The sequence below is a fragment of the Chryseobacterium sp. CS3K3.1 genome, assembly GCF_059515165.1.
The window spans coordinates 155982-173725 of the sequence record NZ_JCAKRV010000009.1 but is presented as its reverse complement, the minus strand read 5'-3'; the positions used below and the strand labels follow the sequence as shown (position 1 = coordinate 173725).

General features: G+C 36.2%; 19 protein-coding genes. All 19 read right to left on the bottom strand.

What is annotated here, in order from left to right; translation table 11 throughout:
* Nucleotides 1-99 precede the first annotated feature (99 nt).
* The 19 genes from AC5YGI_RS10895 to AC5YGI_RS10805 all read right to left on the bottom strand — a co-directional run bounded on the left by AC5YGI_RS10895 (nt 100) and on the right by AC5YGI_RS10805 (nt 17744).
* Nucleotides 100-1590, bottom strand: a complete 1491-nt coding sequence (locus AC5YGI_RS10895) for an MFS transporter (protein WP_330746548.1) — start codon at nt 1588-1590, stop codon at nt 100-102.
* 295 nt (nt 1591-1885) lie between these two features.
* On the bottom strand, nt 1886-3064 hold the full coding sequence (locus AC5YGI_RS10890) for an acetyl-CoA C-acyltransferase (RefSeq protein WP_227942249.1): 1179 nt from the start codon (nt 3062-3064) through the stop codon (nt 1886-1888).
* Between the two features lie 56 nt (nt 3065-3120).
* Nucleotides 3121-3531 (bottom strand): hypothetical protein, encoded by a 411-nt coding sequence (locus AC5YGI_RS10885; RefSeq protein WP_330746549.1) that lies wholly within the window; start codon nt 3529-3531, stop codon nt 3121-3123.
* Between the two features lies 1 nt (nt 3532).
* Nucleotides 3533-3937, bottom strand: coding sequence for a hypothetical protein (locus tag AC5YGI_RS10880; RefSeq protein WP_110010253.1), 405 nt, complete (start codon nt 3935-3937; stop codon nt 3533-3535).
* A 298-nt stretch (nt 3938-4235) separates the two neighbouring features.
* The gene (locus AC5YGI_RS10875; protein WP_137904919.1) at nt 4236-5618 is read right to left on the bottom strand and encodes a nucleoside permease; all 1383 of its coding nucleotides are present in this window, start codon (nt 5616-5618) and stop codon (nt 4236-4238) included.
* Nucleotides 5619-5640: 22 nt separating this feature from the next.
* The gene (locus AC5YGI_RS10870; RefSeq protein ID WP_330746550.1) at nt 5641-6240 is read right to left on the bottom strand and encodes a bifunctional nuclease family protein; all 600 of its coding nucleotides are present in this window, start codon (nt 6238-6240) and stop codon (nt 5641-5643) included.
* Nucleotides 6241-6430: 190 nt separating this feature from the next.
* Complete coding sequence (locus AC5YGI_RS10865; RefSeq protein ID WP_227942253.1) at nt 6431-7378, bottom strand: electron transfer flavoprotein subunit alpha/FixB family protein; 948 nt, start codon at nt 7376-7378, stop codon at nt 6431-6433.
* Between the two features lie 40 nt (nt 7379-7418).
* Nucleotides 7419-8165 carry an electron transfer flavoprotein subunit beta/FixA family protein gene (locus AC5YGI_RS10860; RefSeq protein WP_047429867.1) on the bottom strand — a complete coding sequence of 249 codons (747 nt, stop codon included), beginning with the start codon at nt 8163-8165 and terminating at the stop codon, nt 7419-7421.
* A 198-nt stretch (nt 8166-8363) separates the two neighbouring features.
* Nucleotides 8364-9071, bottom strand: coding sequence for an SDR family oxidoreductase (locus tag AC5YGI_RS10855; RefSeq protein WP_330746551.1), 708 nt, complete (start codon nt 9069-9071; stop codon nt 8364-8366).
* 80 nt (nt 9072-9151) lie between these two features.
* The gene (locus tag AC5YGI_RS10850) at nt 9152-10075 is read right to left on the bottom strand and encodes a T9SS type A sorting domain-containing protein (RefSeq protein WP_330746552.1); all 924 of its coding nucleotides are present in this window, start codon (nt 10073-10075) and stop codon (nt 9152-9154) included.
* A gap of 211 nt (nt 10076-10286) precedes the next feature.
* Nucleotides 10287-11207, bottom strand: a complete 921-nt coding sequence (locus tag AC5YGI_RS10845) for a T9SS type A sorting domain-containing protein (RefSeq protein WP_330746553.1) — start codon at nt 11205-11207, stop codon at nt 10287-10289.
* Between the two features lie 210 nt (nt 11208-11417).
* Nucleotides 11418-12797, bottom strand: coding sequence for a dipeptidase (locus AC5YGI_RS10840; RefSeq protein ID WP_330746554.1), 1380 nt, complete (start codon nt 12795-12797; stop codon nt 11418-11420).
* A gap of 157 nt (nt 12798-12954) precedes the next feature.
* Nucleotides 12955-13209: a hypothetical protein gene (locus AC5YGI_RS10835; RefSeq protein ID WP_330746555.1), complete on the bottom strand. Its 255-nt coding sequence runs from the start codon at nt 13207-13209 to the stop codon at nt 12955-12957.
* Between the two features lie 140 nt (nt 13210-13349).
* Nucleotides 13350-14498 carry a class I SAM-dependent methyltransferase gene (locus AC5YGI_RS10830; protein ID WP_496168284.1) on the bottom strand — a complete coding sequence of 383 codons (1149 nt, stop codon included), beginning with the start codon at nt 14496-14498 and terminating at the stop codon, nt 13350-13352.
* Between the two features lie 33 nt (nt 14499-14531).
* Nucleotides 14532-14813, bottom strand: coding sequence for a GxxExxY protein (locus tag AC5YGI_RS10825; protein ID WP_330746557.1), 282 nt, complete (start codon nt 14811-14813; stop codon nt 14532-14534).
* A gap of 173 nt (nt 14814-14986) precedes the next feature.
* Nucleotides 14987-16150, bottom strand: a complete 1164-nt coding sequence (locus AC5YGI_RS10820; protein ID WP_330746558.1) for a methylmalonyl-CoA mutase family protein — start codon at nt 16148-16150, stop codon at nt 14987-14989.
* A 103-nt stretch (nt 16151-16253) separates the two neighbouring features.
* Nucleotides 16254-16610 (bottom strand): FtsB family cell division protein, encoded by a 357-nt coding sequence (locus tag AC5YGI_RS10815; protein ID WP_002979124.1) that lies wholly within the window; start codon nt 16608-16610, stop codon nt 16254-16256.
* A gap of 3 nt (nt 16611-16613) precedes the next feature.
* Nucleotides 16614-17228, bottom strand: a complete 615-nt coding sequence (gene udk, locus AC5YGI_RS10810; protein WP_002979122.1) for a uridine kinase — start codon at nt 17226-17228, stop codon at nt 16614-16616.
* 210 nt (nt 17229-17438) lie between these two features.
* Entirely contained in the window at nt 17439-17744 is a 306-nt protein-coding gene (locus tag AC5YGI_RS10805; RefSeq protein ID WP_099049883.1) for an ATP-dependent Clp protease adaptor ClpS, read from the bottom strand.

Sequence of the window (17744 nt, the reverse complement as noted above, 5' to 3'; positions counted from 1 at the left end):
AATACAAAAATTTGTAAATAATAGACAATAATCAAAACAATAATGGAAATTATTATTTCAGTGCAATAAAAAAGACGTTAAAAATAACGTCTTTCAATTTTATAATGTTTCTCTGTCTTTTCTCATTTTAACCTTCAGGAATCTGATTAAAATCAATCCTGCGGCGAAGAATATAGTCATGGACAATGCTGCAATACGCATATTATTGAAATGCTCGATCAATGTTGCAAAGATAAATGTTCCAATGATAATAGCTATTTTTTCCAACACATCATAGAAGCTGAAATAGGTTGTATTCTCCATTGAGTTCTCAGGAAGTAGTTTTGAATAGGTGGATCTCGACATAGCCTGAAGACCACCCATTACCAACCCTACTACTGCAGCAACTCCATAAAACTGGTATTCTACTGTTGGGTTTTCTTTGTTCAGGAAATAAGCCCAAAGACAAGCTACAATCCATAGGATGATCGCAATTGAAATAACATTTTTGTTACCGATTCTCTTAGATAATCTTGAGAAAATAACGGCTCCAATGATCGCTTCAATCTGAATCACCAAAAGAGTTCCGATCAGCTTATCCTGAGCAAGGTTAATTTCACTTTTTCCAAATAATGTTGCCATAAGGAAAATCGTCTGCATTCCTACACTGTAAAAGAAGAAGCTCGACAGGAAGAATTTCAGATTTCTATCTTTGAAAAGCTCTCCTCCTACTTTAAACAGTTCGTGGAAACTTTCTTTTGCAATATCTTTATAGAAGCTCAGGTTATCTTTAAATACTTCAAAGAATCCTCCCTGTTCTTCATGTTTTTTGAAGATATTCTTATAGTTCAGCAGTACTAAATCTTTAGGCAGTTTATCTTTCACATCCCCAAACTGAGGAAGGTGCTTGAAGGTATATTGAGAAAACCCGAACCACCATGCTCCTGTTAAAAGGAAACTGATTCTCGTAAACAGTAACTGCTGCGCGGCTCCTTTCGCAAAAACCTGAATCAGTACCAAACAGATTACGACCAAAACTACGGAACCGATGTATCCGTAAACATATCCTCTTGCAGAAAGAGCGTCCTGTCTGTCCGGTGTGGCAATATCCGGAAGGAAAGAGTTGTAAAAGACTAAACTTCCCCAGAAACCTACACTGGCTGTAATACTGAATAAAAGTCCTAAAAATACGTTATGCATTCCCGTAAACATAGCCAATCCCATACAAGATGTGGCACCAAGATAGCAGAAAAACTGCAGGAAAGATTTTTTGTTTCCGATGGTATCGGCCAGAGAAGACAAAAACGGAGATAACAATACTACGATAAAGAATGATATCGTGAGAGAATATCCATACACGGCATCCGGCTGATATTCCTCACCGAAAATTCTGATCATATGCCTTACCGGAACATCAATCCATGTTTTTGTTTCCGCTACATATTCCTTTTTCTCGTAAGCAGTAGTAAGAATTGAGTAGTAAATGGGGAAAATGGTAGAGGTAATCACCAGGGAATAAACAGAATTTGCCCAGTCATATACAGCCCAGGCTTTCATAATTTTCGGATTATTCTTTATGTTTTTAGGCTGTCGATTCTCAGTTTCAGACATTTCAAATATATATTAGTAGCACAAAAATAGAAAAACTACGGAATATTCTACAGTTTTTAATATTATTTTGAAAATAATAATTTTAAAGTATTGAAATAATTCAGCAAAGTTTTAATCCTATTTTATACCATCAGAGGTTAAATCATATCTGTTGAAGGTATACGGCCTGCTATATCTATGTCGATAAATTATCTGGCTGAAATGGTAATTTTCAGACCCTGTAACTAAAAAATCGGGGTTTTTGAACCCCGATTTTTATATTTTAAACCACAAAATGCGGTTATGTACTTATCAATTATAAGTTTTCAATTACAATAGCAGAAGCACCACCACCACCATTACAGATAGCAGCAGCTCCGTATTTCGCATTATTTTGCTTCAATACATTGATCAATGTAACGATGATTCTTGAACCTGAACTTCCCAGTGGATGCCCTAATGCTACCGCTCCTCCGTTTACGTTTACTTTAGCAGCATCCAGTCCTAAAATCTTGTTGTTTGCCAGTCCTACCACTGAGAAAGCTTCGTTGAATTCGAAGAAATCGATATCGGAAACTTCTAATCCTGCTTTTTTAAGCGCGATAGGTAACGCTTTTGCCGGAGCTGTTGTAAAGTTTTCAGGCTCCTGTGCTGCATCAGCATAAGAAACGATTTTTGCCAGAGGCTTCAATCCAAGTTCTTCCATTTTTTCTTTGGAAACAAGGATTAATGCAGAAGCACCATCGTTCAGAGTAGATGCGTTTGCTGCTGTTACTGTTCCTTCTTCTTTTTTGAATACGGTAGGAAGTGTTGAAATTCTGTCAAAGTTGACTGCTTTGTATTCTTCATCTTCAGCAAAAATCACAGGCTCTCCTTTTCTCTGAGGGATAGAAACCGGTACAATTTCTTCGCTGAATTTACCTTCGCTCCAGGCTTTTGCTGATCTTTTGTAAGATTCGATAGCGAAGTTATCCTGATCTTCTCTTGTAATATTATAGTCTGTAGCACATTTTTCTGCACATACTCCCATATGTACTTTATTGTACACGTCTGTAAGTCCGTCAAGTACCATTCCGTCAAGCATCTTGATATCGCCTAACTTTGTAGCCACTCTTGCATTGTAATAATGAGGAACTAAAGACATGTTTTCCATACCTCCGGCAACAATTACATCAGCATCACCAGCTTTGATCGCCTGCGCTGCCATTGTTACAGCCTTCATTCCTGAAGCACAAACTTTATTAACTGTAGTAGAAGGTGTATTGATTGAAAGACCTGCTCCTATAGCAACCTGACGAGCCGGCGCCTGGCCTTCTCCAGCCTGAAGAACATTCCCCATATAGATTTCCTGAACAATATTAGGATCTAAACCAATTTTATCTAATGCTCCTTTTACGGCAGTTGCTCCCAGTTTTGTAGCCGGAACTGTTGATAAGCTTCCCATAAAACTCCCCATAGGTGTTCTTACCGCGGAAACAATGAATACTTCTTTCATGTATATAATTTTTATTTAGCTGAAACGGAATAAAAATCCCGTTTTATAGTTAGAATTTATTTCACTTTTATATATACCACGTCAAATTGAGTCCCTTCAATTTTGGTATTCACTTTCAGAAGATTATCCTGAGTAGCGACTATTTTATTATTGAAGACGTCTCCTATCTGTGCAGGATCATTTTTATCGGATTTCTCTATCACGATTGCTTTATAATTGCAGTCATCCACAAAAACCAATGTCGATTTGATATAATCTTTTCCATTATTGAAATATTCGGTTTGAACATTGTCTTTAATGGTCATATGCCATATTGATTCCGGATAATTGGGTCTTAGAAATTTTCCTTCTTTTATGTTAGTACACTTAGGCGGATTATCCGGTTTTTTCTGTTCTGTTGTCTGAGCATGCACCTGTACAGCGGTCGTCAACAAAATTCCTGCTGAAAATATTTTTAAAAAGTTCATATTATATTTGTGTTCTGTTATTTACTTTTTTATTTCCTCCTGCAAAAACCATCAGAAAAGCACCTAAAAACTCTACAGCCCAACCCCATTTCAGCTTAACGATCCCTGCAAAAGTTTCCTGCCAGGATTTGAATGGTAAAAAGCTAAAGTATTGCAGCGACTGCATTTTCACAGCAACTAAGGTAAATCCGAATAGAAGAATAAGGAGAATACCAAAGAACCTTACAATTTTTGCACTATTGTTTACGATCCCAAAAACGGCACATGCGGAGAAAATCCAGCATGCGATAGCCAGATAATGATCAAGCTTCCAATAGTTCCAGTTCCCTATTACAGGTACATGTACCAAGGGTAGAAAACTACCTACAATTACTAACAGTAATCCTAATAACTGAATATTTTTCATATTTACTAAAGTGCCAAAATACAAAAAAAAACACAGTTTTAAATAGGGTGATTTAAAAATAGAAATTCTGCACCCGAACACTTGTTAGTCATAAAAATGATTCAATATTTTTAATTATTATATAAAGAAAAATACAATTTATTATCAAATTAAAAATTAACATTTACTGTTCTATATCCATCTGAAGTCCATAATTTTCTTCTGCAAAGCTTTATTTGATAAAAGGATATTGGAATATAAAAAAATTGCATCTTTTTTCAAAAATGCAATTTAATATTTTAATAAAAATAAGTTTCAATTAATGTTTCACTGAGGATACATCTTCCGGGTTATGTTTATGCTTGAACAATACCGCAAAGAAAATCGCCAGTATTAATGCGTAGATTGCGAAAGAAAGCCATATCTGCTGCCAGTCTTTCACCATTACTATAGAAGAAAGAGTTCCATCTGTATTCACAGCTGCATTGAAGCTGTTCTTTAAAATGTTCAGGAAAGTAGGATTATCAGGTGTCGTTTGCAGATAAGCAGACAGATCTGAAGCTGTAGAAAACTTATGGGTAAAGAACTTGTCAATAGCCCATCCTGCGGCATAACTTCCGAAAACTGCTCCAAAACCGTTCGTCATCATCATGAATAATCCCTGAGCTGAAGAACGTATCTTTTTGTCAGTAGTTGTTTCTACGAAAAGCGATCCTGAGATATTAAAGAAATCGAAAGCCATTCCGTATACAATACACGAAAGGATGATTAACGAAAGTCCAAATCCGTCCGGCACCCCATACGCAAAGAAACCGAACCTTAATACCCAGGCCAGCATAGACATCAGCATTACTTTTTTAATTCCGAATTTCTTCAGGAAGAAAGGAATTGCCAAAATAAACAGGGTTTCTGAAACCTGGGAAATTGACATAATGATGGTAGATCTCTGTACCACGAATGAGTCTGCATATTTAGGGAAATTAGCAAATTCACTTAAGAATACGTCACCATAGGCATTGGTAAGCTGAAGCGCAGCTCCCAAAAGCATTGAAAACATAAAGAATAATGCCATTTTATAGTTTCCAAAAAGCTTAAATGCATTCAAGCCTAATTGCTCGGATAATGGTGAGTTTTTATCAATCAGTTTTTGTGGTGGGCATTTTGGAAGTGTAAGGGCATAAATTCCTAAGAAAATTGCTACAACACCTCCGATATAAAACTGACCTTCTGTTGCTTTATTTCCACTAAGGTTGGTGATCCACATGGCAACAATAAAACCAATAGTTCCCCATACACGAATCGGCGGGAAGTCTTTCACCACATCCAGATTGTTATTTTTCAGGATTGTATAAGAAATTGAATTGGCCAATGCGATGGTAGGCATGTAGAAACACATGGCCACGAGCATTACCGAAAAGAAGGAATTCGGATCTGCAGAATGAGGCAGTATAAAAAGAATAACCCCATAAAGAATGTGTAATACTGAAAATATGCGCTCCGCATTTACCCAGCGGTCAGCGATAATTCCAGTAATGGTTGGCATAAAGATGGAAGCTATTCCCATTGTTCCGAACACAGCTCCAAACTGAGTCCCGTCCCAATGCTTTGTACCAAACCAGAAGTTAGCCATCGTAATCAGCCAGGCTCCCCAAACAAAAAACTGGAGAAAACTGAGGATGGTCAGTCGTAATTTTAAATTCATAGTTTATAAAAAAAGTATCTCTTTAGTCAATTTTCTTTTTCCTCCTCTTGATTTCTTCCTGGATTTCAAGGGCGGTATCATAGTCTTCTTCTTTAACGGCTTCATCCAATAATTTCTGAAGTTCTTCCATTGAAAGAGATTTTAAGTTATCTTCTGTCTGTACAGTTTCTGAGAAAGATTGATCTTCTTTTGAAACATCTTCCAGTTCCAGTAAAATTCCGGCTTCATTTAAAACCTGCTGTGTTGTAAATATAGGCGCATCAAATCTTACGGCCATTGCAACGGCATCGGAAGTTCTGGCATCAAGGATCAGTTCTTCGTCGGTTACTTTATTTTTAAAGTTGATATTGGAGAAGAAAACTCCGTCTACAATCTGATAGATAATGACAGAAATCAGCTCATAATTGGCAGAAACTATAAATTTTGTAAATAAATCATGAGTAAGAGGACGCGGTGGATGAATATCTTTCTCCAATCCGAGAGAGATAGACTGAGCTTCGAAATTTCCTATAACAACAGGTAATTTTATGTGTGTTTCTTCATGCTCCAGTAACAATGCGTACGCCCCCGACTGGGTCTGGCTGTACGATATTCCGCGAATAATTAGCTGCTTATAATCCATAGCTACAAATATAGATTAATTTTTTGTTGTGTTTTCACTTTTTTACGCAAAAATAAAAGCCCGGAAAGCCGAGCTTTTATCTGTATTGTTGATGATTGTCAAACGTCAATAGTGAATTTTGCTTCGCAAGTGAATTATTTCATTAAAAAATTGACGAGCAAAGCGAATTGACTATTCACAATTCACTTTCTTATCCTTTAATTGCTTTAATTTTCTCTGTTAGTGCAGGAATAATCTGGAAAGCATCTCCTACTACTCCGTAGTCAGCAGACTTGAAGAACGGTGCTTCAGGATCACTGTTGATTACTACGATAGTTTTTGAAGAGTTAACTCCCGCAAGGTGCTGAATCGCTCCTGAAATTCCTACTGCAACATAAAGATTCGGAGAAATTGCTTTACCTGTTTGTCCTACGTGTTCCGTGTGAGGTCTCCATCCGATATCAGAAACCGGTTTAGAACAAGCTGTAGCTGCTCCTAAAACGTTTGCCAGATCTTCAATCATTCCCCAGTTTTCAGGTCCTTTCATACCTCTACCTGCAGAAACAACAATTTCAGCTTCTTTAAGGTCTAATTTACCTGAACTCTGCTCGTGAGAAATCACCTTAGTATCTTCATTGGCAACAGATAAGTTTTTCACTTCTTCTGAACCTGACACTGCATTTTCTTTAACACCGAAAGCGTTTTGAGAAACAGTAACGATTACTCCGCTTCCTTCTGCTTTTGCGTGCATGAAACCTTTTCCTGAGAATGCTCTTCTTTTTACCTGGAAAGGAGAAAGGCTTTCTGGAGCTTCCAATGCATTGGTAATTAAAGAATAGTTCTTCATCACAGCAAGCATAGGAGCTACGGAAGAAGCGTCAGTAGTGTGAGGGAAAACGATAATATTTCCATCTGCTACTTCACTTACAGCCTGTGCAAATGCTTTTGCTGAGAAATTTTTAAGACCTTCGTCTTTGATATTGATAACGTTTGATGCTCCATATTTGTATAATAAATCTGAAGAATCAGTTGGGTTTACAGAGATTGCCGTAACGGTATCTCCCGCCTTATCAGCGATAGCTTTAGCATAAGAAACTGCTTCGAAAGCTGCTTTTTTGTAAACTCCGTTTATATTTTCTGCGTATACGAATACTGCCATTGTTTTACATTTAAGATTTAAAGATTGAAAAATTTAAAGATTAGATTACTTTAGCTTCTTCGTGAAGTAATCTTACCAACTCATCCAGATTATCAGGAGAAACCATTTTCACTGCGGCTCTTGGCGGAACGCTGTCATAAGATACTCCCTGAACTTTTACTTCTGAAGAAGAAGGCTCTACTACCTGCAAAGGTTTTGTTCTTGCAGACATAATTCCTCTCATATTCGGGATGATAAGATCTTTTTCATCTACCAATCCTTTCTGACCTGCAATAACTGCCGGTAATTTTACTGAAATAGTTTCTTTTCCTCCTTCAATTTCTCTTACTGCTGTAGCTTCACTTCCGTTCACGTCTAGTCCTACAGAAGCGTTTACGAAAGGCTGGTTTAATAGCTGAGCTACCATTCCCGGAACAGAACCTCCGTTATAATCGATGGATTCTTTTCCACAAAGGATAAGATCATATCCTCCGTTCTGAGCCACAGCTGCAATTTCTTTTGCTGTAGAATAGCTGTCTTTCGGGTCAAGATTTACTCTTACCGCATCGTTAGCTCCAATTGCCAAAGCTTTTCTGATTACAGGCTCTGTAGCAGCATCACCTACGTTGATTACCGTTACTGTTGCTCCCTGAGATTCCTGAAGTTTAACCGCTTTTGTCAACGCAAATTCGTCTAGAGGATTGATTACCCACTGAATTCCGTTTTTGTCGAAAGCAGATTTGTCTGCTGTAAAGTTAATTTTGGAAGTAGTATCCGGAACACTACTAATACAAACTAATATTTTCATATGTTGTTCTTAATTTTTTTATTGGTCATATGTAACCTTAAGGTTTCATGTGTCTATTTTATTTTTTCCCTTTTGATGCATAAAATTGTGACAGTTTATGCAGAGATTTTGTTTGAATTAATTTTTGCTAATATAAATAAAAAATATATTATGCATGCATAATACTTAGTAAATTATTATTCAATACATTAGATGTAGTTACTTCGCTGGTTTTGTTGCCCTAAACTCTATTTTACTCGGCAAAACCCTTGGGTTCATCTTTAAAATATCCAGCACAAGATTCCCCATATCTTCGGGCTGAATCTTCCAATTATCCTTTTCAGACGGAATATTTCCATTAAAATGAGTGGCTACTGATCCAGGCATAATTACAGTAGACTTAATATTGTATTTTCTTAAATCGATCATGGCAGCCTGAGTGAAGCCTACCACTCCGAATTTGGAAGCATTGTATCCAGTTCCGTTTTCAAAGAAATTGGCACCTGCAAGACTGGAAATGGTAATATAGTAGCCTTCTGTCTTTTTCAACTCTTCTACAGAGGCTTTTAAAGTATAGAAAACCCCTGTAAGATTGGTATCTATCATATCATTCCATTCTGCTGCGGTAAGTTCATCTACGGGCTTAAAAATCCCTAATCCTGCATTAGCAATAACATAATCCAGCCTTCCGAACTTTTCAACGGTATATTTTACAGCTTCCTGTTCGCTTTCGAGACTTCTTACATCAGAAACAATTCCCAAAACATTTTCTGAATATTGCTTAAGTTCTTCTTCCGCCTTCATCACATCTTCTCTTTTTCTTCCTGAAAATGCTACAGAAATGCCGTTTTCAATTAAAATTTTCGCAATCCCGAAACCTATTCCTTTGGTTCCGCCTGTTATATAAGCTGTTTTATGATCTGACATATGATTAAAATTTTTAATTCTCTAAAATAACAAAAACGCTCCAATTGGAGCGTTTTGCAGATACTAAGATTTATCAGTAATTATTTTTTGATGAACTTCTCTGTAAAGTTTCTTCCTTCTGTTTCCACATTCAATAAATAAGCTCCGGCAGATAGATTTCTAACGTTTACCTGATCACCATTGAGTGTTACATCCACTCTTTTTCCTGACATATCATATACTTCAACATGTTTGATTTTGTTAGGCGTTGTAATTTTTATCACATCAGTAGCCGGGTTTGGATAGATGGACAGTTTCACATCATTTTTAACGGCATCTTTCGTAGATAACGCTGCTTCATTATTGATTTTGATATTATCGATATAGGCCGAACCTCCATAGTTATCATGTACAAAATCCATTCTGTTAATATTATTGTTGCTGAATGGCTGTCCTGTATAGATCAGAGCATCATTCAGGAAATATTGGATTCCCGTAGCCGTAGAAACTATTTTTACCCTGTACCAAGTATTGGCATTCCAGGTCTGGTTGGTATTGACTAAATTATTTGAACCCGCTGTTGCAATCAGAATGCTTCCATCATAAGAAAAATCAATATAAGTAACGATCCCTCCTGCCCCTGTTGTACTTACTGTTCTAAACACAAAATCTGAACTTGATGTACTTTTCTGGGTAAGTCTTACATCAAATGATTGCGTAAAGCTGTTATATGTCAGGGGTGTCGCAAAGGTATAGAATCCACCCATTACCGGGTTCTGTTGCGGCCCATACGCTGGATCCGGAGTGATTTTAAAACTATTTGATCCCTGGCTTGCTATTTCAGATGATACCAATTGGCTTGTAATATACACCGGCGGCACTCCTCCGTCGTTGGTCGTAACCCAACCCTGCTGTCCATTAATGTTTCCTGCTGTATATCCTTCGCTGGCTTCGAAAGAAATGGTCTGCTGTGCAAAAGATGATATTGAAATCAACGAAATTGCGAAAATGTAAAGTTTCTTCATGATATTTTTTTAGTTTAAAGCAAATATATACGTTTTAAACCTAAAAAGCAAAACACGTTAATTTTTTACACGTATTAACAAATTAACATAATATTTTTAATCAAAAATAGTAAAGATATTAAATCCAAGAAAGAAGATCAATTCCGAAAAATCATCCATGAATACATTAAAACGCTAAAAAGATCCCATGTTTCCAGAGGTAAGAAATAATTTATCGGATGATCACTTTTTCTGTAAAATTTCCTCCTTCGGTTTTAACATTGACACTATATATTCCTGCGCTTAAGCCTTTTACCTCTATTTTATTGTTGTTTATTTCCGTCTTTATGAGTTTTCCTGTCTCGTCATAGAGGTCAATACTTTTTACTTTGGTGGCTGTATTAATATTGATAAAATCATGGGCGGGATTAGGATAAACCGCAATTTCCTTAGTATTTACTTTAGAATCATGTACCGCCATTACCCCCAGTTCACTATTAATTTTGATATGATCGATATAAGCTGATCCCAATGAATTATTATGAACGAAACGAAGCTGGTCTATATTTAAAGAATTGGCGGCTGTTCCTGTGTAGATCAGCACATTATTAAGGTAATACCGCACATCTGTGGCGCTTCCAACTATTTTTAACCGAAACCAGGTGTTAGGTATCCAGATTGAAGGCAGGGAAATCAGATCCGGTATACCTGAAACCGTGTTTAAAATCTTTACCGATCCTGTTTTTTCAAAATCCAATCTCACCACAGACTGGTCATCAATACTGTTTACGCCCTGAAAACCAAAATCAGAGCCGTTGAACTGTGATATACTGATATCGAATGATACAGAAAAATTGTTGGAAACCAACGGTGCCGGAAGGTTATAAAACCCTCCTATGATCGGATCATTCTGGGTTCCATATGTATTTTCTTTTACAATTCTAAGGGAACGGCTTCCATCACTGGCTTTATCCATGCTGATGGTCTGATGAGTAACATTTTGCGGTATACCTCCTGTGGGAGTACTGATCCAGCCTGCCTGACCATTGATATCTCCGGTGTTATATCCTTCATTAGGCTCAAAGGAAATGGTCTGCTGGGCTAAAATGCATATTGAAGATAGCAAAATTGCAATTGAGTAGTATTTTTTCATAGTAAATCAAGTTTTGTATTAAAAATATAAACTTTCAATGAATAGTGAAATAACTTATTGCAAATAAAAATTAACCCTTTTATTTTCAGTGAATTTAATTTTTAAAACTCTTAAAAAGGCTTTGCCGGCAGTTGATAACAGAATAATATAAAGCAAAAAAATAAGGTATCTCTTTTCAGAAATACCTTATGATATTGTAATATTGATCAATTACTTTGAATAATTCTCAAAGAACAATGGAATACTTTCAATCCCTTTATAGAAATTGAACAGCCCATAATGCTCGTTTGGAGAGTGGATCGCATCAGAATCCAATCCGAATCCCATCAATACAGACTTAGCTCCTAAAACCTGCTCAAACATGGCTGTAATCGGAATACTTCCTCCTCCTCTGTATGGAAGAACTTCTTTTCCGAATGCTGATTCCATTGCCTGTTTCGCAGCAGCAAATTCTTTTGTATTGGTTGGTAAAACGTACGGCATTCCTCCATGGTGAGGAGTTACTTTTACTTTTACTGTATCCGGAGCGATTTTTTCAAAATATTTCGTGAACTTTTCCGTGATTTCCTGAGGAGTCTGGTAAGGAACCAAACGCATTGAAATTTTAGCAAAAGCTTTTGAAGGAATTACTGTTTTTGCCCCTTCTCCTGTGTAACCACCCCAGATTCCGTTGCAGTCTAAAGTAGGACGGATAGAAGTTCTTTCTAAAGTAGTATATCCTTTTTCACCTTCGATATTGCTTAATCCGATTGATTTCTTGAATTCTTCCGGATTGTCTTTCAGTTTGTTCATTTCAGCTCTTTCAGCATCTGAAACAGTTTCTACATTGTCGTAGAACCCATCAATAGTGATATGACCGTTTTCATCAATCAGATTAGCGATCATTCTTGAAAGGACATGGATAGGATTTGGAACCGCTCCACCGTAAAGGCCTGAGTGTAAATCTCTGTTTGGACCTTCCACTTCTACTTCTACATAGCTTAAACCTCTTAATCCTGTTGTTACAGTAGGTTGTTCATTGCTGTAAATATGGGTATCGGAAATTAAGATACAATCGCAAGCTAACTTCTCCTTGTTCTCGTTTACCCAGTCTCCTAAGCTTACAGAACCCACTTCTTCTTCACCTTCTAAGATAAATTTAACATTGCAGGGAAGAGCATTGGTTTTCATCATGGCCTCAAAAGCCTTCAGATGCATGAAGAACTGTCCTTTATCATCAGCAGAACCTCTTGCGAAGATAGCTCCTTCAGGGTGTAATTCAGTTTTTTCAATATAAGGCTCAAAAGGTGGCTTTGTCCATAATTCCAACGGATCTGCCGGCTGAACATCGTAGTGTCCGTATACCAATACTGTAGGTAAGCTTTTATCTAAAATTTTCTCCCCGAAAACAATTGGATATCCTTTTGTCTGGCAAACTTCAACATTGTCAGCTCCAGCAGTCTTAAGGTGCGCCGCCACTACATCTGCACATTTCAAAACGTCATCTTTATACGCCGGATCCGCAGAAATAGAAGGAATTCTCAATAACTCAAATAATTCATCCACGAAACGCTGTTTGTTTTCGTTGATGTAATTTAATGTCTCTTGCATTGTAAAAATTTATTTTGTTAAAATTAAAAAAAATGCCTGGCAGGGACAAACAAAAAGAAAGGATTTTCCCAATCCCATGCTAATGAACCCTATAGCCCTCTTTTTAATAAAAAAATGCCCTGCAGAAACAGGGCACTTATATATTTTGTACTTCTAATTAGTGTTCAGCTTTTGGAGCTTTATCAGCTTCAGCAGGTTTTGCAGCAGCAGTACTGTCTGTTTTTGGAGCAGCAGCTTCTTCTTTATGCACTGCAGCAGCAGCTTCATGTCCGTGAGCTTCTCCCTGAGGAGCGTCAGAATATCTTTCTACTCCTTCTTCAAGTTTCAAAGTAGCTTTGTTTCCTCCTTGCGGAACTTTTTTACAGCTTACCGCTACCGTTGCAATCGCTAAACAGATAACTAATTTTTTCATATGTAAAATTATTTTTTTTAAAAGGTAATATGGAACCGCGCTATTTTTAATCTATTCTGACTCTCCAAACAGCAAGCGATTACATGCTTCAATTTTTGATTGCCCAAAAGTAAGAAATCCTGCTTTTTTCGGCAACATTTTTATACTGATTTTAATATTATTTTCCCTTTTTTGGATTGGGTAAAAATAAGATACTGATCTCCTCCGTCTTTTAAACCGTATTTCTTTTTAATTTCTTCAGGTTTTAAAGGGTAATTTTTTGCAATGATATTAAACTGCCCTTTCTTTTTAATACTTTTAGAATCAACAGATTCCATTTCCAAAATCCTTCCCGGAAAATTTTCAATCTTTTCAGTGGAAGTGTAAAGATGGCTGTTGGGATGAAGTTTTTTCAATCCGAATTTCAGGGAAATCAAATTAAAGACTCCCGCCTTCAAAATAGAATGGTTGGGAATATAAATGTATTTTTCCGGTTCAGAATATTCCGATTCTGCAGTTTCTTCTTCCCCAAATGTAAAGCTAAAGACAGATTCATTGCTTTCAAGGTTCACACAGTTACAGATGATCTCATCCGTATTTTCGCTGGAAAGAAATACGACAACTTCTTTCACATCATTTTTCAGAGCAATAATATCCACTCTTGAAATACCTGGCAGCACCGAAACAAGATACTTAAGATCAATTAGCGGGGAAAGCTTTATCACCACAAGATCGGATATAGAGCATAATTTTTCCTGAATTTCAAGAATATCAGGAGACAGATCTTCCAAAAGAAAAACTTTATTTTTTTGCTCGTCTCTTCTGGCCGGGTCAAGATAAATGACATCAAAGTGTTCCTGATTCTCATTCAGAAAATCTTCGAGTTTTCTGTTGATAAATTTTGCCTTACGGCCCAGGACGTTCCAGTTATTTTCAACAATATTTAAAAGCGCGGTATTTTGTTCTACCAAAGTGATATCGTCAAAATTTCGGGAGAGATAATAAGCATCAATACCAAAACCGCTTGTGAGATCAATGAATTTCTTTCCTTTCAGAATTTCAGATTTATAAAGCGCCGTTTTTTCTGATGATGACTGTTCCAGATTAAGCTGTGGCGGAAAAAGAATACCTTCTTTTAAAAGAAAAGGGAATTTTCTTTCTGCGACCTGTTTTCCCTTGATCTGCTGTACAATTTCCTGCATAGAAATCTCCGGAAATGGTGATTTTTTTAATAATAGCGTATGTAAATCTGTTTTCAGATTTGCATTGATATAGTTTTGAATTTCTTTGTTTAGTAATTTACTTCCCACAGATTTCACAAATTGCACAGATTATTATGCTTATTAAATGTTTCCGTTTATTTTTCGAATAATACTTTTATCAATATAATCAGTATTGAAATTAACCAATATTCCTAATTTCAGTTTGGTCAATTTTAAATAGGTTAAGAGCTGCTTGTGATGAACATTAATTATTTCAGGAATTGATTTTATTTCAATAATAACTTTGTCTTCAACAATTATATCTGCAATAAAGCTTGAATCAATAAACACTCCCTTAAACGTAATGGGTATTGGAACTTGGGTTTTAACGCTTAAACCGTTATTTTTTAATTCAAGTGCCAAAACTTTCTCGTAAACTTTTCCAATAAACCTGGTCCCAACCCGTTATATACAGAAAAAATAGATTTCCTGATATAAAAGCTTATCTCATTTTCATTCATTTGTGTATAATTTAGTTTCTACAGTTGCACTGTAAAAAGCTGTGTCATCTGAGAAATCTGTGGGAGCAATTAAATTTATTCAAACATTTCCGCCCAGCGAACGGCTTTTATTTCTTTTTCGCTGTAAAGATCCGTGATGGACTTTTTAACGTCTAATTTAGGGTACAGATTCACTCCGATAAGCTTTATTTTCCCTTCTTCAATCCATTGCTGCTCTTCAATCGCATGATCATAGATTTTTTTCTGAATAACTCCCTGTTTCAACAATTCAAGATATCCGCCTGCTTCTTCAATCTCAACAAATAAAGCCCATGCTTTTTCTGCAAACTGCCGGGTGATATCTTCCACATAATAACTTCCGTTGGAAGCATCTTCAAATACGTTGATGATACTTTCATAGGCCAGAACTATCTGTTGTTTGAAAGAGATCTCTTCCGAGTTATCCGTACTTCTGTCTACAAGATAATTGTTGGAGAAAACAGCGTCTGCTCCGCCAATCATGGCAGAAGCAAGCTCCAACGTAGAACGGATCAGGTTATTTTCATTATCTGAAACAGCTTTATTTCTTAACGAAGTTTCAGCAAAGATGTAAGGAACTTCATCCAGTCCGTATTCTTTTGAAAGCTGGTTGAAAATAATCTTAAAAGCTCTCAGCTTAGCCATTTCAAAGAAATAACTTCCTCCTACAGCTATTCTGAAAATCAGTTTATTTAAAATTTCAGCTCCATAAACTTCTGCTAACTCCTTAGCTTTTGCAAGGGCAATTGCAAGCTGCTGATAGATAGCGGCTCCGGCATTCTGATGCAGTGAGATATCTACGCAGATATTTCTTCTAAAATCTTTTGAAAGTAATTCTTTTACCAGCTGATCATCAATACTTCCTTCTTTTTCATTAAAAACATCAATCAGTGAAAAATACTGGTCTTCTTCTTTAGGACTGATGTGCCCTGCAAGATCTTTATTATTCACAAAAATGGTTTTCTGATCCAGATTTTCTACATTCTGATCCAGCATAAATGCAAATACTTCTTCTTCCAGACTTTCGTGGTATCTTGCAACCAGATGGGTACTTTCTTCAACTCTTGGCAGGTTTACCAAAGGCTTCTGAACTTCAGTGTAAAAAGGCTTCACTTCTATTCCTTCCAGATTCTGTTTTTCTAAAACGGGATAGATATCCTCTGTTTTAAGTTGTTTTTTGACCAGGTTTTCCCAGTTTGAAAGTATATCTGTATTTGACATTAGTTTTTTATTTGTGAATTGTTAATGGTGAATTTTGCTTTGTAAGTGAAATTTAAAAACTAAAAATTCATTTCATCATCAACATAATTCTATTCAACTTTTATTACTTTTTAGCCACTTTTGTGCTGTCTACCACCAGAATGAAAATTTCTTCATTCGGTTTTTTCATAAAATAATTTTCTCTTGCGTATTTTTCTTTTTCTGACTTGTTGTTCATCAGTTTCTTATAAAAAGCATCATTTTTTTCGTACTCTTTTTTATAGTAATCCAGCTGCTCTTCATACTTATGAATCTCACCATTCAGTTCATTAATAACAAGAAATGAAGTTTTATCGAAAAAAATCATCCATACCAAAAACAGACAGATCGTAATGGTATACTTGTTCAAAACATATTTCTGGATAAGTTTGAATGTTTCAGATTTCGGCTGAATGTCTTTGATAAGGTTGTTTTCTTCCATTTTTTAATGTTTTTTCAACGAGTTTTTAATAACAGTAGTTAAAAAATCAATGGCTACGGAATTCTGTTTCATATTAGGGATAATAAGATCGGCCTCATTTTTAGAAGGCTCGATAAATTCCTGGTGCATTGGTTTCAATGTGGTCTGATAACGGTGCAATACTTCGCTCAGATCTCTTCCCCTTTCCTGGGTATCTCTCCTGATCCTCCTGATCAGTCTTTCGTCAGAATCTGCATGAACAAATACCTTCAGATCAAATTCTTTCAGCAATTCTTTGTTGGTCAAAACAAGAATTCCTTCTACTACCAATACGTTTTTAGGTTCTACAGTGACATGATCTCCTGTTCTGGAATGTGTAACAAAGCTGTAAATCGGCTGTTCAATCGGCTCATTGTTTTTTAAAGCTTTTACATGTTTTATCAGTAAGTCAAAGTCTATTGATTTCGGATGGTCGTAGTTCAGAGCTTCTCTTTCCGTCAATGTAAGACCCTGGTTGTCGTGATAATAATTATCCTGAGAGAGGATATTCATTCCCTCAATATCAAGCTGCTGAAGTATCTTATCAACAACTGTAGTTTTGCCGGATCCTGTACCACCGGCAATTCCTATTACAAGCATTGTTTTTTTGTTTCTTTATAGTTGGTACAAATATACTATTTTAGATAAAATATGACAATGTAAGAGTATTGAGAAATTAAAAGATTAAAGGATTTAAAGATTAAAATACATTCTGAAAACTGACAGGTCTTTATGATTTATTGGTATTACTCAACTTTCTTTTTGGGATTTAATAAAAAAAACCGACAATTCATTTGCCGGTTTTTTATTTTATACGATTTCGCTTGTTAATTCGCGCGAAATTAATTTTTCATGCATAGGCTTCAAAACATCCATTGAGCCTGTTTTTACGGTACATTTGCCTTTGTAATGAACAAGGATCGTGCATTGCTCTGCCTGTTCCAGCGTATGCTTGCATATTTCGATCAGACAGTCTATCACATAATCAAATGTATGGATATCATCGTTATGCAGTACCAGTTTATAAACTTCATCCGTATCATCCAGAACAAGTACTTCTTCTTCGTACTGACGTTTTGGATTTTCGTAATCTTTTATGCTGTTATAAAAATTCAT